Below are 19,985 nucleotides of genomic sequence, written 5' to 3'. Positions count from 1 at the left end.
GCATTGTCAAACTTGTGGGGCGGCGCATCGCGGTCGTGGCCGGCTTTGCGACGAGTGCAGCAAAACCTTGTCCGGCTTGTCCGACGCCAAACAGGCGCCGCCGCCGCTGGGTGGCTTCGATGTGGAAAAGGAGCCGGCCGCTCCGGCGTATAAAGAACCGCTCTCCAAGGAGGGCGGCTGGGATCGGCCGCAGCTCGTGCGCATGGACGTCATACCCCTCGCGCTGGCGGGCCGTTCGCTACAGCGGGGATGGCTTACCGCGTTCGGCGCGGCGGGGCTGGCCGTCACCATTGGCGAAGTGGCTTTCAAGTGGGGCGTGTGGTGGTTCTGGTTTGTTGTGCCCAGCGCGATTGCGTTTCTGATCGGCCATGGTTTGATGAAGAAGCGGTTTGTACGGCTTGCCGGCTTGTTCAACTTCGAAGCCGATAAGTCGGGGCGGGTCTACCTCACCACGATGGGTGGGAGCTGCCCCGTCTGCAATGCGGAAATCAAGCTGAAAGATATCGGGCCGCAGAAGCGCAGCAAGACGGTCATTCAGTGTGCGGACAACAGGACGCATCAATGGGCGTTCGACCCCAAGCAGCTGGAGTCGCTGTAGCCGGGTGGTTCATTCATCCACCGAACGCATATCGCAGGTCGTCTCGGCGGACGCGCAGAGGCCCCGAAACCACGCGCGCCCTCGCGCACGATCCTTCGGGGCAAGGCGTTCGAATTTCTCGTTGTTGCGCATCTCGTAATCAAGCAGCAGCCAGTCGCCTTCGCATGCCACGATGCCTTGCAGCGTGGCGCGCTCGGTCAGCCAGTCGTGGCCCAGGTCCAGCAGCCGTTCGGTGGCGATGTCCGGGCGCGCGTAACCCCGCGCCGACTGGATGCCGACTTGCGCATCCGCCGCTTCGATCCAGCCTTCGCCGCGATACACAGGCCGGGGCTGGCTGACGTCGCCACCCGTCATGTCGTCGCTGGCATTCTTGATCTTGAGCCAGCCGTCGCGCGCCTCGGTGACATCGAACGTGACGCTGTAGTAATCGATATCCGGATCGGGGCCATCGCCCAGCGTAGTGGGCAGGCTGCCCAGCACGTCGGACGTGGCGGACGCCTCGGCGCGCACCAGAATTTCGGGCTTCTGGTTGGTGGTCCACCCTGAAAAGGCGCATGCCGTCGGGCCTGGCGGCGTCCAGGCGGCAACGCTGGACGGGGCTTGCGCGCCCACAAGGGGCGGCAGCGTCAGCGCGGCAAGCAGCACAAGCGTACGTTGAACGGTCATTGGGAATTACCGCTGAAGGCAGCTGCTGATGTCCGACGCGAGCCGGGCCATTTCCTTGTCCACGCCCAGGTCCGTGCAATAAGCGCCCGCGCCACGCAAAGACAGCTTCAAGGTAGACGTCTGCTTTGAGACCTCGGCCCGCAGACGGAAGCCGCCGGTGTTGGGCGTGCTGTAATTTTTTGACTCCAGCACGCCGGATTGCGTGTCGCGGATGGCGTAGCCGCTGTCGAACAGCGAACCATGGTCTTTGTTGGAGACGCTTGCCTGATCGATGCAGGCGAACACCGCATCAACCGATGCGTTTTGCGGCACCGCGATCGACGCGCTTTTGCTGGGACCGAATGCGTCGCACATGCCGGAGGACATAGAACAAGCGCCCAGCAATGCGGCAATACCCAACGTCAATGCCAGGCGGCCCGATCGCTGCCAGCTTGCCCACGCCTTGCGATTGCAGTGCATATCCTTGATCTCCTGAAACGCCTTGAAGTGCCATGAAGTGGCACCGTGGTTACCGTGTGGCAGCGATATTCGCGCGCCGCAACGAAGCGCGCAACGTGTGTTCCAGCTGGCCCAGACCCACATTGCCGCAGCCAACCAAGGTCAGTTCCTGCAAACGTCGCAACGTTGCCAGCACGCTGATATCCGCAATGCGCGCGCAGTACTGGATGTTCAGAAATTCCAACTCGGCAAGGGTCGCAATCGAGCCGATCGTATCCAGCAAGGGTAGGTTCTTCAGACGCAGCGAACGCAGGCCGGGCAGCTGTTCAATGCCGGATAGCGTTGTCAGGGTCCGCCCACCCAACAGGCCAAGCGCGACCAGCGGCAGCGGCGCCAGGCGATTGAACAGCGACGAATCGAACGGCACGTTCCACAGGTTCAGTTCTTTCAACGCCAGCTGCAACGCGCTATCCACTAACGCGCCGCGCCGATCGGGAATGGCCGATAGCGATATCAACGCGGGGAAGTCCTGTGGGTCCATGCGCAGCGTTGCGCCGACGGTCAGGGATTCCAGGCGGGGCATCGGACCCGCCTGCCAGGTATAGGTGCCCGATTGGGGATGCATGGACAAGTGGCGCAGGCTGGCGGGCAGCATATCGGCGCGCAGCCCCTTTACGACACTGGGAAGGATGACGCCCGGTCCAATCGACAAATGGACCAGCGAGGGCAGCCGGGCGATGAGCTCGGGCAGGACTTGCAGGGGATCTTCGTGCGGCGCCCACAGGTGCACGTCTGTGATCTGGGCCAGCGTGGCCTCGTCCGGTGGCGCATCGTAGAACACGAGGCGCGCATCGTCGCCGGGAAAGTGCGCGGACTGGCGGCTATGCATGAAGCGCCAAGTCTGATCCCGGCCGGGCAGGGGCGTCGAAAACGGGATGGGCGACATGCGGTTTTCCAAAGGAATTTGGATCGCCAGTTTACGACGCGGATCAAGACCGCGATCACCCATGTGTAGCGCGGCCCGGGCTCTTTGGACCTTATGGGGCCGACCTGTCAAAAACGTGAACGACGCGGAAGCGCTCACACACCAGCATCATGTCCGGCGAGTAACCGCCATTGCGTTCGAAGTAGGCAATGTGTTCGTCGCGCCAGACCGGGTACGGGCCTTCGCCTTCGGCGACGGCGAACGCTTCGTCGACCTGGTCAAAGCGCTGGATCAATACGCCGGTCGTCTCGATGACGCAGGCGGGGCGGCCCTGGCCGTCCAGCACGACATCGCGCCGGCCCGCTTGGGGTACGGGCTCTTCGTCGCCGAAGTGGTGCAGCGCGCCGCAAGTGGCGGTCTTGGTTCCGGCCAGCACAAGGGCCAGCAAGGCGTCGGCAAGTTCCGGCGAATCGCCGAATTGAAACGTCACGGCGTCTTCGAAGGGGGCGGGTGGTTTCATGGTTGGCATGGGTGCTGCACCTGATTCGGGTCGGGGATGGACGTTGTGCGGTCCACGGCCAGGCGCAACTTTTTGAACGCGGGCCGAGTACGAGACTGGAACGTGATGATGGCATTCTAGTGACTTTGACGCGGGCGAGCCGTGACCCCGCCGGCATGCCCATTACCTGCCACCGCCCGGCCCCTACGCGCCTGCCGCCGCGCGCGCGTGCGACCGTGACGTCAGGGTGGCCAGCATCGCCGCCACCAGCAGCACCACGGCGCTGACTGCAAAGGTGCTTCGATACCCGCTGTGGTCGAACAGCAGCCCCCCTATCGTCGACCCCAGCGCGATGGACAGCTGGATCACCGCCACCATCAAGCCGCCCGCGGCTTCGGCGGATCGGGGCATGGCTTGTGCCACCCAACTCCACCAGCCGACGGGCGCGGCAGTGGCCAGCAGCCCCCACAAGCCCAACAGCATCGCGACCACGGTCAGCGAGGCGCCGAACGGGATCAGCGCCAGGGCGATGGCCGCCATCAACACGGGGATGACGATCAGGGGCGGATACAGGCCTTTTTTGAGGACCGTGCCAATCAGGCCGGTGCCCACGACGCCCGCCACGCCAATGGCCAGCAAGACCAGCGACAACGCCGACACGCCCACGTGCGTGACGGTTTCCAGGAAAGGCCGCAAGTAGGTGAACAGCGCGAATTGCCCCATGAAGAACGCACCGCAAGCGGCCATGGCCAGCGCAACGAAGGGGCGCTTGAGCAGCGTGACTGCGTTGCCCGACGCTCGCGTAGGCGGCTCGGCTTGCATGGCGGGCAGGCTGACCCATTGCCACGCCAGCGCCAGTGCCGCCACCGGCACCAGGCACAGGAAGGCGCCGCGCCACCCTATCGCCGCCGCCAGGTAGCTGCCCAGCGGCGGCGCCACGACGGTGGCCAGCGCATTGCCGCCATTGAAGACGGCCAAGGCGCGGGGCACCTGGCGCGGCGGTACCAGCCGCATGGCGGTCGCCGCCGACATCGACCAGAAACCGCCGATGACCACGCCGATCAGCGCGCGGCCCACCATGTACACCGGGTAATTCGGCGCCAACGCCACGGTGGCGCCAGAGACGGCCATCAGCGCCGTCAACCCCAGCAACAGCGTCTTGCGATTCATGCTGCCGGCCAGTCTGCCGATGGACAGGCTGGTCAGTACCGCGAACGCGCCCGAAATGGCAATGCCCTGCCCCGCCAGCCCTTCGCTGACCTGGAGGTCCGTGGCGATCAGGGTCAGCAGGCTGACCGGCATGAATTCCGAGGCGATCAGCGCAAAGACGCACAACGTCATTGCGAAGACGCCGCCCCAATGGGCCGGCGCATCGGGGCTGACGTGCACAACCCCGGGTGCGTCGTGATCCGGCGTACCGCCCGCCGTGGCCTGCTGCGTGGATGTGGTCATGACGCCTCCACGCGCCCCAGATGCTTGTCGAAGAATGCGTTCAACGTCGCCCACGGAATCAACGTGACGCGGTCGTAGAGGTCGACATGGCCGGCACCGGGAACGATGTGCAGGGTCTTGGGCTCGGCCGCCCGGCGATAGGCGTCTTCGCTGAACTCGCGCGAATGCGCCTGGTCGCCGGTGATCAACAGCAGCGGGCGGGGCGAAATCGTTTCAATGTCGTTGAACGGATAGAAGTTCATGAACTTGACGTTGCTGGTCAGCGTGGGGTGCGTCGTCAATGCGGGTGAGGAGCCGGCGGGCGTGAATTGCCCGCGCGGCGTGCGGTAGAAGTCGTAGAACTCGCGGTCCACAGGCGTCGAATCGGCAGTCAGCTGATGCACGCTGCCGCTGGTGTACTTTCGTTCGCCACCGGCGAATTCCACATCGCGCTGTTGCGCGGCGTCGGCAATGATGGCCTGGCGTTGCGCAGGCGTCAGCGTGCGGTTCAACGCGTGGCGGTTGGCGGCGCCCATGTCGTACATGCTGACCGTGGCAATGGCTTTGATGCGCGGGTCGATCTTGGCCGCGCTGATGACGAAGCTGCCGCTTCCGCAAACGCCGATGGCGCCGACATTGTCCCGATCAACCATGGGCTGCGCCCGCAGGAAGTCCACGGCCGCGCTGAAGTCTTCGGCGTAGATGTCCGGCGATACGGCGTTGCGCGGCTGGCCGGCGCTTGCGCCCCAGAACGACAGGTCCAAAGACAGCGCGACGAAGCCCTGCTCGGCCATCTTGGTGGCATACAGGTTTGCGCTTTGTTCCTTGACGGCGCCCATGGGGTGGCCGACCACAATCGCGGGCGTTTTTTTGCGGCGGTCCAGATCCTTGGGGGTGAACAGGTTGCCAGCCACCTCCATCTGGTATTGGTTCTTGAACGTCACCTTCTGGACCGTGACGCGGTCGCTGGTGTAGAAGTTATCGGCGCCTTCGGGCGTTGCGCCTGCCGGTTGCGCGGCAGCGGCCAATGCGGCGGTGCCCGTGGACGACAACGCGCCCAGCGCTGCCATGCCGGTGCCGATGCCGGCGGCCTTTAACAAGGTGCGGCGGTTGGCATCGGGTTGATGGGCCGGGTCGACAGCGGCGGTTTCAAGGGGGCTGGACGCTTGCATGGCGGCTTCCTTCACGGGAGTTGACGGGAATTGACGGGATGGTCTCCATTTTGAAGATGAGCGATAAGCTAGACTAGGTAATGAATCCTTAATTGCCCTATTAGTCCAGCTAATAAATAAAACGAGCCGCGCGCATGGCGAAACGCAACCTGAACGATCTGCTGGCCTTTGTTACCGTGGCGCGGGAACGCAGCTTCACGCGCGCGGCGGGCACGCTGGGCGTGACGCAATCGGCGTTAAGCCAGGCGGTGCGCGGCCTGGAAGAACGGCTGCAAATCCGGCTGCTGACGCGCACCACGCGCAGCGTGTCGCCCACGCCCGCCGGCGAGCGGCTGATGCAGGCCATTGGCCACCGCTTTGACGAAATCGAAGCGGAGCTGGATGCGCTGACCGAACTGCGCGACAAGCCCGCCGGCACGGTGCGCATCACCTGCGGCGATCACATCTTGCGGTCCGTGCTGTTGCCCCGGTTGGCGCCGGTACTGCGCGACTACCCCGAAATCAATGTCGAGTTCGACGTCAGCTATGGGCTGCGCGATATCGTCGCCGACCGCTTCGATGCAGGCGTGCGCCTGGGTAACACCATCGACAAAGACATGATCGCCGTGCCGATCGGGCCGGTGCTGCGCATGGCGGTGGTGGGCTCGCCCGACTACTTTTCCCGGCATCCCATACCGTTGACGCCCGACGACCTGACCGCGCATCAATGCATCAATCAGCGCATGCCGACGTCTGGCGGCTTGTATGTGTGGGACTTTGAACGCCGTGGCCGGCAGGTGAATGTGCGCGTGGATGGGCAGCTGATCTTCAACACCGCACCGCCGCAGGTGGACGCGGCGCTGGCGGGGCTGGGCTTGGCCCTGCTGCCCGAAGATGAACTGATGCCGCACATCGAAGCCGGCGCACTGGTGCGCGTACTGGAAGACTGGTGCCCGACGTTCACCGGCTATCACCTTTACTATCCCAGCCGCCGCCAGCCCTCGCCGGCGTTTTCCATCGTGTTGAAGGCGCTGCGACGCGGGTGATGTGTGATCGGCGCTGCGTTATCGACGTTGCGCTATCGATGTTGCTTTATCGACGTTGCGCTATCGACGTTGCGTTATCGGACCCACGCGCTTGGCGCGCTCGGATCAGCGCACGTCCGCCGCCAGCTTGATGCTCAAGCCGATCAACGCCAACCCGGCCAGCCGCCTCGCCACGGTCCGGGCGCCCGGCAATGCCGAGCAGCGCCGCGCCACCCGGTGGCCGATCGACACCAAGGCGGTTTGGTAAAGCAGGCTTAGCACCGTTACGTGCAGCATCATCGCCAACAGCGTTGCAGGGCTGGCTTGCGGCTTCAGGAACAAGGGAAAGAACGCCACAAAGAACAGCATGACCTTGGGGTTGGTCAGACTGACCAGGAACGCGCGGCGAAAGGCGGCCCGCGCCGACACGCGCCTGGCAGGCGCCCCGCCATCCATCGCGCCCTGTTTGCGCAATAGCTGCACGCCCAGCCACAGCAAGTACGCCACGCCGGACCATTGCAGCGCTCGGAAGATCAGCGGGTGCGCCTGCATGATGGCGGCCAGGCCCGCCACGGCCGCCACCATGAACAGCAAGTCGCCCGCCAGCGTGCCCATCACGGCGGCCATGCCCGCGCGCTTGCCGTTGCGCGCGGTGGCGTCAAGAATGGCGATCGTGCCCGCGCCGGGCACCGCCTGGAATATCAGGATGGCAACGATGAAACTGCCGTAGTGCTGGATATCGAGCATGCTGTTTTGGTTCAACCGTCTGCATTGAGGAACCCAAATTATCGAGTCCACCCCAGGCTTCGATACAGTACATTCTTCTTCTGAAAAGCGATTTCCCTGTCGTTTTTTCTTGTGAAAACGGGGCTGCGCAAGAATGGATAAAAATGATCTGGATGACATCGCTTGGCGTCTGTTGCGCGCGCTGCAAGAGGATGCGCGCGCGCCGTTGAAGACCTTGGCCCAAGCGGCCGGTTTGTCGGTGGCGGCCACGGCGGAAAGACTTAAGCGCTTGCAGGACGCGGGCATCGCGCAGCGTTTTTCGGTTGAGGTGGACGCCGCAAAAGCGGGATACCCGGTAAAGGCCATCGTTGGCATCACGGCGACGCAGCCGGGCAAGAAGGCGCTTCTGGATCGCTTGCGCCAGGCGCCCGAAGTGCTGGAGTGCCATCACGTCGCCGGCGCGGATTCCTACATGATGACGGTGGTGGCCACTGGCCTGGCGGATCTGGAACGCTTTATCGGCACGATCAACGGCTATGGCGAAACCCGAACATCCATCGTTTTCTCCACGCCGATTGAGCGCCGGGGCGTGGTGCCGCCCGGCGTTGGCAAGCGAACCTAGCGCCCGGCCGCTGCCGCCTGCGCGCGCGGCACGGGCTTCTGGTCGAACGCCCGTTCCTCTGGCAAACTTCCCGCCATGCTACGCATCGACAACCTCAGCAAGCGCTACGGCGACTACCTTGTATTCCAAGGCCTGACTCATACGTTCGAGCCCGGCTGCATGGCGCTGTGCGAAGAAGACAGCACCGGAAAATCCAGCTTGCTGGGCATCATCGCGGGCGTGATCCCGCCTGACGGCGGAGACGTCTGGATAGACGGGCATTCCCTTGAGCAAGCACCGCGGCTAGCCCGGTCGCGCGTGGCTTATGTGCCGGACAACTGCCTGGAATTTCCCACGCAGACCGGGCGCGACTTCCTGTTGAAAGCGGCGGCGCAAAAAAACGTCGGCCTGGATGACAGCGTGCTGGATCTGGCATCGCGCCTGGGCTTGGAACCGCATCTGGACAAGCGCTTTGAGCAGATGTCCACGGGCACGCGCCGCAAGGTGTACCTGACGGCCGCCGCGCTGGGCGAGCCGGCCGTCGTGGTTGCCGACGGTGCCAGCAACGGGCTGGACGCGCAGGCGCGCGCCGTGCTGGCCGACGTGTTCAAGACCTGGGCGCGGGACCGCGTCGTGCTGTTTGCCAGCCACGACCCCGAACTGGTGCAAGCCTGCAACGCGCGCATGCTTAACGTGGCCGATCTGCGCCAGGCAGCGGGGCCAGCTAGCCGCTAGCCGCTGGCTGTTGACCGTCGACTGTTCACCGCCAGCCGCTAGTCGCCAGCCGTTAGCCGTTAGCCGATAGCCGATAGCCGATAGCCCCCGCGCGCGCCTGAAACACATCAGCGCCTGGACGCCTGCAAGACCTCGATGAACGCCTTGCTGAATGCGGGGATGTCGTCGGGTTTGCGGCTGGATACCAGCGTGCCGTCCACCACCACTTCCTGATCCACCCAGTTGGCGCCGGCGTTGCGCAGGTCGTCCTGTAGCGACGGCCAGCTGGTCATGGTGCGGCCGCGCACGACGTTCGCGGACACCAGCAGCCACGGCCCGTGGCAGATAACGGCAACGGGCTTGCCCGCGTCCAACATGGCACGAACAAAGTCCTGCGCCTTGGGATGCATGCGGATTTCGTCCCCGTTCATTACGCCGCCGGGCAACAGCAGCCCATCGAATACCGACGGTTCCGCTTCGGCCTGCGTGAACGTCAGGTCCACGGGAAAGCGGTCGCCGGGTTTGTCGTGATGCATGCCTTGAATCGGCTCGCCGCGCGCCGATATCAACACGGTGCGGGCGCCTTCCGCTTGCAGACGGTCGCGCGGACCGGTCAGTTCTACCTGTTCGAAACCATCCACGGCCAGAATCGCGATGGTCATGTCGTTAAGAGTTGCCATGATTGCTCCCTGTGCGGGGCCCCGTGCGAGCGACACGCGGCGGGCCGGGGCCGCGCCCGCCGAGTCGTTGGCGCAGCAAGTGCCATGCCGACAGCGCGCGCGGGCTAGGGAATATCTGGCGCGGATCGCTCAGGCCACGTTGGCGAAACGCTGGTCCAGATACGCAATGATCTCGCTGGATTCATACATCCAGCGCGTGCCGGCGGCCTCGTCGATACGCAGGCAAGGCACCTTGATCTTGCCGCCGCCAGCCAGCAGCTGTTCACGCGCCTGGGGGTCGTTCTTGGCGTCGTGCAGCGTTACCGGCACGTTCAGGCGGTGCATGGCCCGACGCGTTTTCACGCAGAACGGGCAGGCCTTGAATTGGTAAAGCGACAGCGCGGCGGCTTCCGCGTTGACGCTGGCCTGGCCTTGGGCCGATCGCTGTTGCGGGCGCGGACGAGTCAGCGCGTCGCCAATGACGATCAGTTGACCCAGGCCGACACGCAGGGCTTTGACTAGCATGGAGAATGGACTCAAAACAAAGGAAAGAGGCGGTCAGTCTACTCTTTCGCCGCGCCCCGCCCTCAGGTCTGCGCCGACTCGTGGCCGTGCAGCGTCTTCAGCCTTCGCAATTCCGGAAACCACCGCATCCACAGCCCGGCGACCGCAATCGTGCCCATGCCACCCAGCACCACGGCCGGCACCGCGCCGAACAGCGCGGCCGTCAAACCGGATTCAAATTCGCCCAGCTGGTTCGACGCGCCGATAAACAAGGTGTTCACCGCGCTGACACGGCCCAGCATGTGGTCGGGCGTGTTCAGCTGCACCAGCGAGGACCGCACCACGACACTGACCGCGTCGGCCGCGCCCAGCACGACCAGGGCCGCCACGGACAACGGAATTGACGTGGACAAACCAAATACGGTCGTCGCCAACCCGAACACGATCAGCGAACCGAACAGCAGCCGCCCGACGTTGTCGCCCAGGCTTAAGCGCGCCAGCGTCAACGACATCAAGGCCGCGCCGCACGCGGGCGCCGCACGCAAGGCGCCCAAGGCCCATGGCCCGGCATTAAGGATGTCTTTGGCGAACAGCGGCAGCAAGGCCGTGGCGCCGCCCAGCAGCACCGCGAATAGATCCAGCGACAAGGTGCCCAGCAGCAGCCGGCGTTGGAAGATGAAGGTGATGCCCGCGAACAGCGTGCGCCAGGTTGTGGGTTCCTTGCGCGGCGGCGCGCGTTCGATGACCAGGGTGGCAATGGACGCGAATGCCGTCAGGTACAACGCGGCTGCCACGCAATAGATCCAGCCGGCGCCCAGGCTGTAGCCGATGCCGCCCAGCGCGGGTCCGGCGATCTGGGCGATCTGCCCGCCCGATGATGACAGTGCCGTGGCGCGCGGCAGCCATGCGCGCGGCACCACGGCGGGGATGAGCGTGGACAAGGTGGGCGCTTCGAACGCGCGCGCCGAACTCATGATGATGATGGTGGCGTAGATCAGCGTCTTGCCGCCCACGCCATGCAGCGCGGCAATGGCCAGCACCAGCGTCGCCAGCGTTTCCATCGCCATGCACACGGCGACGATCTTGCGGCGGTCGTAGCGGTCGGCCACGTGGCCCACCACCAGCGTCAGCGCGGCCATGGGCAGGAACTGGGCCAGGCCGATCAAGCCCAGGTCCATGGCGCTGCCGGACAGCGCGTAGATCTGCCAGCCGACCGCTACCGAGACGATCTGGAAGGCCAGTGACGCGCTGACGCGGGCGAACAGGAAGTGCAGGAAAGGTGGGCGGGTAAGCGGACTGGGGGAATCGGGGGCGGGCATGAGAGCGTGCGCGGCAGGCGCGCGGACGGCGCCGGAAGGCACATTCTAGTGACAGCCGGCTGACGCGAAACTAAAGCGACAGCCGGCGGGGCAATGCGCAGCGGTCAAGGCGGCAGAGCGCGCCGCGTGGGACATGCCGCCGAGGGCGCCGCCAACCCGTGCCACCACTCGTGCCACCAAACCGTGCCACCCCTCCGCGCCACCCCTCCGCGACTGTGTGCGGCGATTCTCGCTTACGCCCCGATCGACACCAGCTCGGCGCCTTCGGTGACCTGATCGCCCACGCCGTAGAACACCTCTTCGACCTTCCCGTCGCCCGGCGCGGAAATGGTGTGCTCCATTTTCATGGCTTCCATCACCAGAAGCGGTTGGCCCTTTTCGACCGTGTCGCCCGCCTTGACCGAGATCGAGATGATCTTGCCCGGCATCGGCGCGGTCAGGCCGCCGGCATGCTCGCCCTGCGTGTCCTGCGCGTGCGCCAGCGGGTCGTACAGTTCCAGCACGTGTGCGCCGTTGTCGCCAAAGACGTGGGCGCGGTCGGCGTGCAGCACGACGGTGCCGGCGTTTTCATGGCCGGCCAGCGTAATGCGCAGGCCATAGGCCAGGTTGGGATTCGCGCTGGCATGCGCGCGCCACAGGAACGGCTGCGGACCCGCGCCGGTGTCCAGCGTCCACGCGCCGCCTTGGCGCGCAACGGTGACGCGGCGCGTCTCGCCGTTGTCCACCCATTGCAGGTGGCGCTGATACTGGCCGCCCAAGCGCCAGCCGTCGCGTGCGTCCCAAGGGTCGGCGGGGCCTTTGCCGGCAGACGTTGCGTTCGGCTGGGCCAGGCCCTGGCGCACCAGCACGGCGGCCGATGCCAGCGCCAGCGTGGCGGCGTCGGCGGGCTGCGGTTCGGGCAGCAGCGTGGCGCGCTGGCGTTCGATCAGGCCGGTGTCCAGGTCGGCCGCTGCAAACGCGGTGTCTTTCATCAGCCGCGACAGGAAGGCCACGTTGGTCTGCACGCCCACGGCCTGCGTTTGCGCCAACGCCTGCAACATGCGCTGGCGGGCCTGGTCGCGGTCGGCGCCATGCACGATCAGCTTGGCGATCATGGGGTCATAGAACGGCGTGATCGTGTCGCCCGTGCGCACGCCACCATCGACGCGGATGTCGGCGTTGGCGAACGCGGTGTGCGGCGGCAGGCCCAGGTAGGCCAGGGTCCCGATCGACGGCAGGAAGCCCTTTTCAGGGTTCTCGGCGTAGATGCGGGCCTCGATGGCATGGCCGTTGATGCGCAGGTCTTCCTGGCGCGCCGGCAGCGGCTGGCCGGCGGCCACGCGCAGCTGCCATTCCACCAGGTCGTGGCCGGTGATCATTTCCGTGACCGGGTGTTCGACTTGCAGCCGCGTGTTCATTTCCATGAAGTAAAAGCGGCCGTCGGGCTCGGCAATGAATTCCACCGTGCCCGCGCCCACATAGCCCACGGCGCGCGCGGCGGCCACGGCGGCTTCGCCCATGGCGCGGCGGCGCTCTTCGGTCATGCCGGGGGCGGGGGCTTCTTCAATGACTTTCTGGTGGCGGCGCTGCACCGAGCAATCGCGTTCAAACAGGTAGACGCAATTGCCCTGCGTGTCCGCGAACACCTGGATTTCAATGTGGCGCGGCTTTTGCAGATAGCGTTCGATCAGCACGCGGTCATCGCCAAAGCTGGATGCCGCTTCGCGTTGGCAAGAGGCCAGCGCGTCCAGGAATGCACCGGACGATTCCACGACGCGCATGCCCTTGCCGCCGCCGCCCGCGCTGGCCTTGATCAGCACGGGGTAGCCGATGCCGTCCGCCTGCGTCTTCAGGAATTGCGGGTCCTGGTTGTCGCCGTGATAGCCGGGCACCAGCGGCACGCCGGCTTTTTCCATCAGCGATTTGGCGGCCGACTTGCTGCCCATGGCGGCAATGGCGGATGCCGGCGGGCCCACGAACGCGATGCCGGCCTGTTGAGCGGCTTGCGCGAACGCTTCGTTTTCCGACAAGAAGCCATAACCCGGGTGGATGGCGCCCGCGCCGGTGTCGCGCGCGGCTTGCAGGATGGCGTCGGCGCGCAGATAGCTGGCGCGCGGTTCCGATCCGCCGATGTACACGGCTTGATCGCAAGCGGCCACGTGGCGCGCGTTGGCGTCCGCATCCGAATAGACGGCGACGGTGCGGATGCCCATGCGGCGGGCAGTGGCGGCGACGCGGCAGGCGATCTCGCCGCGATTGGCAATCAGCAAAGTGTCGAACATGAATGTCATCCTGGCTGTAATTCTTCTTGAACTGCAAGCGCTGCGGTAAGGGGCGCGATGGGGCCGATGCCCTACATGCGGAAGACGCCGAACCGCGTGTCTTCGATGGGCGCGTTCAGCGCGGCCGACAGCGCCAGCCCCAGCACGCGGCGCGTGTCGGCGGGCGCGATGATGCCGTCGTCCCACAGCCGCGCGGTGGCGTAGTACGGATGGCCTTCGTGTTCGTACTGTTCGCGGATGGGCGCCTTGAACGCGGCTTCTTCGTCGGCCGACCACTGGCCGCCGCGCGCTTCGATGCCGTCGCGCTTGACGGTGGCCAGCACGCTGGCGGCCTGCTCGCCGCCCATGACGGAGATGCGGGCGTTGGGCCACATGAACAGCATGCGCGGTGAATAGGCGCGACCGCACATGCCGTAGTTGCCGGCGCCGAACGAGCCGCCGATCAGCACGGTGAACTTGGGCACGGCGGCGGTGGCCACCGCCGTCACCATCTTGGCACCGTGGCGCGCGATGCCTTCGTTTTCGTATTTGCGGCCAACCATGAAGCCGGTGATGTTCTGCAGGAACACCAGCGGAATCTTGCGCTGCGCGCACAGTTCGATAAAGTGCGCGCCCTTTTGCGCCGACTCTGAAAACAGGATGCCGTTGTTGGCGACGATGCCCACGGGCATGCCCTGGATATGCGCAAAGCCGGTCACCAGCGTGGGGCCGAAGCGCGCCTTGAATTCATCGAACTCCGAGCCGTCCACGATGCGCGCGATGACTTCGCGCACGTCATAGGGCTTGCGCGTGTCGGCGGGAATGATGCCGTTCAGTTCGCTGGGGTCGTAGCGCGGTTCGCGCGGCGCGACGGTGGCCAGTTGCGCGGGCTTCTTGCGATTGAGCCGCGCGACGGCGTTGCGCGCCAGTTGCAGCGCGTGCATGTCGTTGGCGGCCAGGTGGTCCACCACGCCGGACAGGCGCGTGTGCACGTCGCCGCCGCCCAGGTCCTCGGCGCTGACTTCTTCGCCCGTGGCCGCCTTTACCAGCGGCGGGCCGCCCAGGAAGATGGTGCCCTGGTTCTTCACGATGATGGATTCATCGCTCATGGCGGGCACGTAGGCGCCGCCGGCGGTGCACGAGCCCATCACCACGGCGATCTGCGAAATGCCCTGCGCGGACATCTGCGCCTGGTTGTAGAAGATGCGGCCGAAGTGTTCGCGGTCGGGGAACACTTCGTCTTGCTGCGGCAGGTTGGCGCCGCCCGAATCCACCAGGTAGACGCAGGGGAGATGGTTTTGCGCCGCGATTTCCTGTGCACGCAGGTGCTTCTTGACGGTCATCGGGTAGTACGTGCCGCCCTTGACGGTGGCGTCGTTGCAGACGATGACGCATTCGGTGCCCGACACACGCCCGATGCCGGTGATGACGCCCGCGCCGGGCGCGTCGCCGTCGTACATGCCGTGCGCCGCCATGGGCGACAGTTCCAGGAACGGCGTGCCCGGATCGATCAGGTTTTCGACGCGGTCGCGTGGCAGCAGCTTGCCGCGCGCCACGTGCTTGGCGCGCGCGGCTTCACTGCCGCCCAGCGCGGTCTGCGCCAGTTTCTGATTCAGATCATCCAGCTGCGCCTGCATGGCGCGCGCGTTATCGGTGTAGTCCTGCGACCGCGGATTGATGCGGGATTCGATGATGGGCATGGGGTTCCACCCGTCCTGCGTGATTGGAATTTGAAGGCGCTCTGGTCGAGCGGTTTGTCTCTGCTTCCCGGTGGGCCGGGCATTCTTGTCGAATGGGTTTTCGTTGCGCCTTTCCCGGCATGACCCGCGACTCGTGGTCGCGTCCGGAAGACATACAAGAAAGGCGCGGCGAAAAGCCAATCGGGAGACGGAGATGATTCCGTCTCCCTGGCCATGGTTCAGGCCGTGATTTAGGCCATGACTTAGGCCACGTACTTAGACCATTTCGATAGCCATCGCCACGGCTTCACCGCCGCCGATGCACAGCGTGGCAACGCCGCGCTTGCCGCCGGTCTTGCGCAATGCGCCGACCAGCGTGGCCATCAGGCGCGCGCCCGATGCCCCGATGGGGTGGCCCAGGGCGGTGGCGCCGCCATGCACGTTGACCTTGTCGTGCGGCAGCTTGAAGTCGTTCATGGCGGCCATGGTGACCACCGCGAAGGCTTCGTTGATTTCGTACAGGTCCACGTCCTCGGCCTTCCAGCCGGTCTTGGCGAACAGGTTTTTCAGCGCGCCGACCGGCGCGGTGGTGAACCAGCCCGGCTCTTGCGAATGCTGGCTGTGGCCGACGATGCGGGCCAGCGGCTTGACGCCGAGTTTTTCGGCGGTAGACGCGCGCATCAGCACCATCGCGGCGGCGCCGTCGGAAATCGACGACGAGTTGGCGGCGGTGATGGTGCCGTCTTTCTTGAAGGCGGGCTTGAGCGTGGGGATCTTTTCCGGCATGGCCTTGGTGGGGGCTTCGTCGGTGTCGATCACCGTGTCGCCCTTGCGGCCGGCAACGGTAACGGGCGCGATTTCCCACTTGAAGCTGCCGTCTTCGGTGGCGGCGCGGGCGCGGCGCAGCGATTCCAGCGAGAAAGCATCCTGCTGTTCACGCGTGAATTCGTACTTCGCGGCGCAGTCTTCGGCGAACACGCCCATGGCCTTGCCCTTGTCGTAGGCATCTTCCAGGCCGTCCAGCGCCATGTGGTCATACACGGTGTTGTGGCCGAAGCGGTAGCCCTGGCGTGCCTTGAGCAGCAAGTACGGCGCGTTGCTCATGCTTTCCTGGCCACCCGCCACCACCACCTGGGCGCTGCCGGCAGCCAGCAGGTCGTGGCCGAACATGGCTGCCTTCAGGCCTGAACCGCACACCTTGTGGATCGTGGTGCATGCCACGCCCAGCGGCAGGCCGGCACCCAGCGCCGCCTGGCGCGCGGGCGCCTGGCCCTGGCCGGCTTGCAGCACGTTGCCCATGATGACTTCGTCGACCTGGTCCGGCTTGATGCCGGCGCGTTCGATGGCGGCCTTGATGGCCACCGAACCCAGCTCATGCGCGGCCAGGCCGGACAGGCTGCCCAGCATGCCGCCCATGGGGGTGCGGGCGATGGAAACGATAACGATGGGATCTGACATGACTAACTCCTGTGGGGGTCGGGACAGCGTCTGGGTGTCGGCGCTACGCGGTCGCCAGAAAGGCGTGCCGGACGCAGGCGTCTGTCCGTATCGTAAGGGAAAAATTCTTCAATACGGCCCTGCGCCACTTGGGCGCGGCAGGCTTGCCACCAGTCCGGTTCCAGCAGGTCGGCATGGTGACGCATGAAGGCGCCGCGCACACGCGCGTCGCCCAGCAGGAAGCGGCCGAATTCTTCGGGAAATACGTCGTTCGGTCCGATGGCGTACCAGGGTTCCGACGCCATTTCCGCTTCTTCGTTGGGAGCCGGCGGAATGCGCCGGAAATTCATCTCGGTCATGCGCTGGATTTCGTCGTAGTCATAAAAGACGACGCGGCCCAGGCGCGTCACGCCGAAGTTCTTGTAAAGCATGTCGCCGGGGAAGATATTGGCGGCGGCCAACTGGCGGATGGCGTCGCCGTATTCACGCACGGCGGGGTCCAGCAAGGCGTCGGAGGCCTGGCGCAGATAGATATTGAGCGGCGTCATCCGCCGTTCGATGTAGACGTGGCGGATGACCACCGTGTCGGCCGTTTCTTCGATCAGGCTGGGCACCAGGCGGCGCAGTTCGTCCAGCAAGGCGGGCGCGAAGCGGCTGCGCGGCAACGCCACCTGCGAATACTCCCAGGTATCGGCCATGCGGCCCACGCGGTCATGCAGCTTGACCATCTGGTACTTGCGCCGCACGGTGGCGTGGTCCATGCCGTCTTTGTCGATGCGGTCCTTGATGAGCTTGAACACATAGGGGTAGGACGGCAGCGTGAACACGCACATCACCATGCCCTTGATGCCGGGCGCAATGTCGAAGGCGTCGCGCGAATGGGCCAGGTGATGCAGGAAGTCGCGGTAGAACAGCGTTTTGCCCTGCTTTTGCAGGCCGATCATGGTGTAGAGCTCGGCCTTGGGCTTGCGCGGCAACAGGCTGGCCAGGAAATTCACCACGGCGGCGGGCGTTTCCATGTCGACCAGGAAATAGGCGCGTGTGAAGCTGAACAGCGTGCTCAGGTCGTCGGCGCCCAGCAGCAGCGCGTCCAGCGTGACCTGGCCCGCCGGGTTGCGCGTCAGCGCCACGGCAAAGGGGTAGACGGTAGTCTGGTTGATCAGGCGGCCGACAATGTAGGCGCCCTTGTTGCGAAAGAACAGCGAGCCCAGCGCATGGATCTGGCAATCGCTGGCGATGCGCCGGCCCACGTGGCGCGGCAGCAGCGTGCGCAATTGCGCGACGGCGGCGCGCGCCAGCATGCGCGTATCGCGCGGCAGGTCTTCGAAAGGCAGCGCCAGGCCGAAGTCGGCCACCATGCGGATCAGGCTTTTTTCCAGGCCGTCGGTTGCCGGGTAATACACCCGGTACGACGGCGTGCTGCTGTCCAGATAGTCGGTGGCAACGGCGGGCCGAACGAACAGGAAATCGTTGTGAAAATAGTCGCGGTGCAACAGGCGGCACGAGACGGAATTGAAGAAGGTCTCGGCGCATTCCGGCTGCTTGTGCTCGCCCAGCAGGCCCACGAATTCCTGCTTGATCTGTTGCCAGTAGGCGGTCTGGGCGCCGGTCAGGGCGGGTACGGCCACGCCGCTGCCGTTGGCGTTGCCGTTGTGGCCCGGGAGGTCGTCCAGCGCGCCTTCCGGGCGGCCGCGCAGCACCGCTTCCAGCTGCGTGGCGCATTCGCGCACACGCATGTCGTAGTACTCGATGCGTTCGCGCGACAGGTGCTGAATGCCGTGCCAGTCGCCCGATTCGAACAGCGCCTTGGCCCGCTGCGCGCTGTAGCGAAACAGCGCGTAGTGGCGGTCAAACCCGGCCAGGATGATCCGCGCCACGTCCAGTGCCGAGGGCCCCGGGGCGGGGGCCTGCTCGATATGCTGGACATCGGACATGCGGATCATGGTGGGGCGCTCGGCCGGCGTGTCAGGCGGTTTCGTTGAACAGTTCGCGGCCGATCAGCATGCGGCGGATTTCGCTGGTGCCCGCGCCAATTTCATACAGCTTGGCGTCGCGCCACAGGCGCCCCACCGGGTATTCGTTGATATAGCCGTTGCCGCCCAGGATCTGCACGCCTTCGCCCGCCATCCACGTGGCTTTCTCGGCCGTGTACAGGATCAATGCGGCGCAGTCCTTGCGCACCTGGCGCACGTGTTCGGCGCCCAGTTTGTCCAGGTTCTTGCCGACCTGGTAGCAGAAGGCGCGGCTGGCTTGCAGCGTGGTGTACAGGTCGGCGACCTTGCCTTGGATCAGCTGGAATTCGCCGATGGCCTGGCCAAACTGCTTGCGGTCATGGATGTAGGGCACCACCACGTCCATCACGGCCTGCATGATGCCTAGCGGGCCGCCGGACAAGACGGCGCGTTCGTAGTCCAGCCCGCTCATCAGCACCTTGACGCCGCCGTTGACCTGGCCCAGCACGTTTTCTTCGGGGATTTCGCAGTCCTGGAACACGAGTTCACCCGTGTGGCTGCCGCGCATGCCCAGCTTGTCCAGCTTTTGCGCCACCGAAAAGCCCTTGAAGCCTTTTTCGACCAGGAAGGCGGTGATGCCGCGCTGGTGGGCCTCGGGGTCGGTCTTGGCGTAGACCACCAGTGTGTCGGCGTCGGGGCCGTTGGTGATCCACATCTTGGTGCCGTTCAGCACGTAGCGGTCGCCCTTCTTGTCGGCGCGCAGTTTCATGCTGACCACGTCCGAGCCGGCGCCCGGTTCGCTCATGGCCAAGGCGCCCACGTGTTCGCCGGAGATCAGCTTGGGCAGGTACTTGGCCTTTTGTGCGGCCGTGCCGTTGCGGTTGATCTGGTTCACGCACAGGTTCGAGTGCGCGCCGTATGACAGGCCGACCGAGGCGCTGGCGCGCGAGATTTCTTCCATCACCACCATATGGGCCAGGTAGCCCATGTTGGCGCCGCCGTATTCTTCGTCGGCCGTCATGCCCAGCACGCCAAGCTCACCGAATTTGCGCCAGAGGTCCATCGGGAACTGGTCGCTGCGATCCACCTCGGCAGCGCGCGGAGCGATCTCGGCCTGCGCAAAATTGCGCACGGCGTCGCGCAGCATGTCCAGGTCTTCGCCCAGGTCGAAGTTCAGGCCGGGAAGGTTCATCGATGTCTCCGTGATAGTGGGTGCTTACATTCTTATGGGCGCCTGTGGCCTGCGCCGTGCCGCCATCGTGTGGCTCATCATGCGCCGATCCGGTGTCGCCGCGCAATGATGCACCGCAAATATTACGTTTACGTAAACGTAAATTGGAGTCGGGTTATCCCTAGGAATTTGCCGCTTTCATGGGGAAGAACGCTGTTTACTATGCCTGCCTGTCCCCCGAATTTGCCTG

General features: G+C 65.2%; 19 protein-coding genes. 4 read left to right on the top strand and 15 right to left on the bottom strand.

The genetic code is table 11. From position 1 onward, the window contains the following. Positions 1 to 67: 67 nt before the first annotated feature. Positions 68 to 598, top strand: coding sequence for a hypothetical protein (locus AC0Z35_RS21495; protein ID WP_485132669.1), 531 nt, complete (start codon positions 68 to 70; stop codon positions 596 to 598). 9 nt (positions 599 to 607) lie between these two features. On the opposite strand, the gene AC0Z35_RS21490 is transcribed toward AC0Z35_RS21495, so the two are convergent. The 6 genes from AC0Z35_RS21490 to AC0Z35_RS21465 all read right to left on the bottom strand — a co-directional run bounded on the left by AC0Z35_RS21490 (position 608) and on the right by AC0Z35_RS21465 (position 5,627). Then, positions 608 to 1,264: a hypothetical protein gene (locus tag AC0Z35_RS21490; RefSeq protein ID WP_104144660.1), complete on the bottom strand. Its 657-nt coding sequence runs from the start codon at positions 1,262 to 1,264 to the stop codon at positions 608 to 610. Positions 1,265 to 1,270: 6 nt separating this feature from the next. After that, positions 1,271 to 1,723, bottom strand: a complete 453-nt coding sequence (locus tag AC0Z35_RS21485) for a hypothetical protein (RefSeq protein ID WP_485132668.1) — start codon at positions 1,721 to 1,723, stop codon at positions 1,271 to 1,273. 49 nt (positions 1,724 to 1,772) lie between these two features. Continuing rightward, positions 1,773 to 2,648: a leucine-rich repeat domain-containing protein gene (locus tag AC0Z35_RS21480; protein ID WP_485132667.1), complete on the bottom strand. Its 876-nt coding sequence runs from the start codon at positions 2,646 to 2,648 to the stop codon at positions 1,773 to 1,775. Positions 2,649 to 2,739: 91 nt separating this feature from the next. Continuing rightward, positions 2,740 to 3,147: an ASCH domain-containing protein gene (locus AC0Z35_RS21475; RefSeq protein WP_046804050.1), complete on the bottom strand. Its 408-nt coding sequence runs from the start codon at positions 3,145 to 3,147 to the stop codon at positions 2,740 to 2,742. Positions 3,148 to 3,330: 183 nt separating this feature from the next. Then, a complete protein-coding gene (locus tag AC0Z35_RS21470; protein ID WP_104144663.1) occupies positions 3,331 to 4,578 on the bottom strand; it encodes an MFS transporter in 1,248 nt (415 codons plus the stop codon). Then, complete coding sequence (locus AC0Z35_RS21465) at positions 4,575 to 5,627, bottom strand: alpha/beta hydrolase (protein ID WP_485132720.1); 1,053 nt, start codon at positions 5,625 to 5,627, stop codon at positions 4,575 to 4,577. Before AC0Z35_RS21465 ends, AC0Z35_RS21470 begins: the two co-directional genes overlap by 4 nt. Before the next feature lie 236 nt (positions 5,628 to 5,863). Here AC0Z35_RS21465 and AC0Z35_RS21460 point away from each other — a divergent pair, with 236 nt between their 5' ends. Next, a complete protein-coding gene (locus AC0Z35_RS21460) occupies positions 5,864 to 6,754 on the top strand; it encodes a LysR family transcriptional regulator (RefSeq protein ID WP_046803964.1) in 891 nt (296 codons plus the stop codon). Between the two features lie 105 nt (positions 6,755 to 6,859). Here AC0Z35_RS21460 and AC0Z35_RS21455 read toward each other — a convergent pair whose 3' ends face one another. Continuing rightward, a complete protein-coding gene (locus AC0Z35_RS21455; RefSeq protein WP_485132666.1) occupies positions 6,860 to 7,480 on the bottom strand; it encodes a LysE family translocator in 621 nt (206 codons plus the stop codon). A gap of 133 nt (positions 7,481 to 7,613) precedes the next feature. Here AC0Z35_RS21455 and AC0Z35_RS21450 point away from each other — a divergent pair, with 133 nt between their 5' ends. Both AC0Z35_RS21450 and AC0Z35_RS21445 read left to right on the top strand, forming a co-directional pair. Continuing rightward, a complete protein-coding gene (locus AC0Z35_RS21450; protein ID WP_046803962.1) occupies positions 7,614 to 8,081 on the top strand; it encodes an Lrp/AsnC family transcriptional regulator in 468 nt (155 codons plus the stop codon). 75 nt (positions 8,082 to 8,156) lie between these two features. Then, a complete protein-coding gene (locus tag AC0Z35_RS21445) occupies positions 8,157 to 8,795 on the top strand; it encodes an ABC transporter ATP-binding protein (protein WP_046803961.1) in 639 nt (212 codons plus the stop codon). A 107-nt stretch (positions 8,796 to 8,902) separates the two neighbouring features. Here AC0Z35_RS21445 and AC0Z35_RS21440 read toward each other — a convergent pair whose 3' ends face one another. The 8 genes from AC0Z35_RS21440 to AC0Z35_RS21405 form a co-directional block, all read right to left on the bottom strand. Next, entirely contained in the window at positions 8,903 to 9,454 is a 552-nt protein-coding gene (locus AC0Z35_RS21440; protein WP_485132665.1) for a type 1 glutamine amidotransferase domain-containing protein, read from the bottom strand. Positions 9,455 to 9,583: 129 nt separating this feature from the next. Continuing rightward, on the bottom strand, positions 9,584 to 9,958 hold the full coding sequence (locus AC0Z35_RS21435) for a glutaredoxin family protein (protein WP_046803959.1): 375 nt from the start codon (positions 9,956 to 9,958) through the stop codon (positions 9,584 to 9,586). A gap of 62 nt (positions 9,959 to 10,020) precedes the next feature. Beyond that, positions 10,021 to 11,256: an MFS transporter gene (locus AC0Z35_RS21430; RefSeq protein ID WP_104144667.1), complete on the bottom strand. Its 1,236-nt coding sequence runs from the start codon at positions 11,254 to 11,256 to the stop codon at positions 10,021 to 10,023. A gap of 233 nt (positions 11,257 to 11,489) precedes the next feature. After that, the gene (locus tag AC0Z35_RS21425) at positions 11,490 to 13,517 is read right to left on the bottom strand and encodes an acetyl/propionyl/methylcrotonyl-CoA carboxylase subunit alpha (RefSeq protein ID WP_046804047.1); all 2,028 of its coding nucleotides are present in this window, start codon (positions 13,515 to 13,517) and stop codon (positions 11,490 to 11,492) included. A gap of 71 nt (positions 13,518 to 13,588) precedes the next feature. Beyond that, positions 13,589 to 15,196: a carboxyl transferase domain-containing protein gene (locus AC0Z35_RS21420; RefSeq protein ID WP_319306308.1), complete on the bottom strand. Its 1,608-nt coding sequence runs from the start codon at positions 15,194 to 15,196 to the stop codon at positions 13,589 to 13,591. A 255-nt stretch (positions 15,197 to 15,451) separates the two neighbouring features. Continuing rightward, positions 15,452 to 16,633 carry an acetyl-CoA C-acetyltransferase gene (locus AC0Z35_RS21415; RefSeq protein ID WP_046803956.1) on the bottom strand — a complete coding sequence of 394 codons (1,182 nt, stop codon included), beginning with the start codon at positions 16,631 to 16,633 and terminating at the stop codon, positions 15,452 to 15,454. A 2-nt stretch (positions 16,634 to 16,635) separates the two neighbouring features. Continuing rightward, positions 16,636 to 18,555: a bifunctional isocitrate dehydrogenase kinase/phosphatase gene (gene aceK, locus AC0Z35_RS21410; protein WP_485132664.1), complete on the bottom strand. Its 1,920-nt coding sequence runs from the start codon at positions 18,553 to 18,555 to the stop codon at positions 16,636 to 16,638. 22 nt (positions 18,556 to 18,577) lie between these two features. Beyond that, positions 18,578 to 19,756 (bottom strand): isovaleryl-CoA dehydrogenase, encoded by a 1,179-nt coding sequence (locus AC0Z35_RS21405; RefSeq protein WP_046803954.1) that lies wholly within the window; start codon positions 19,754 to 19,756, stop codon positions 18,578 to 18,580. Positions 19,757 to 19,985: the final 229 nt, after the last annotated feature.

It is taken from the genome of Achromobacter sp. 1L-A-4-B-C2 (genome assembly GCF_057291955.1).
The sequence above is the reverse complement of the archived record's forward strand: the minus strand, read 5'-3'. Positions and strand labels throughout refer to the sequence as shown.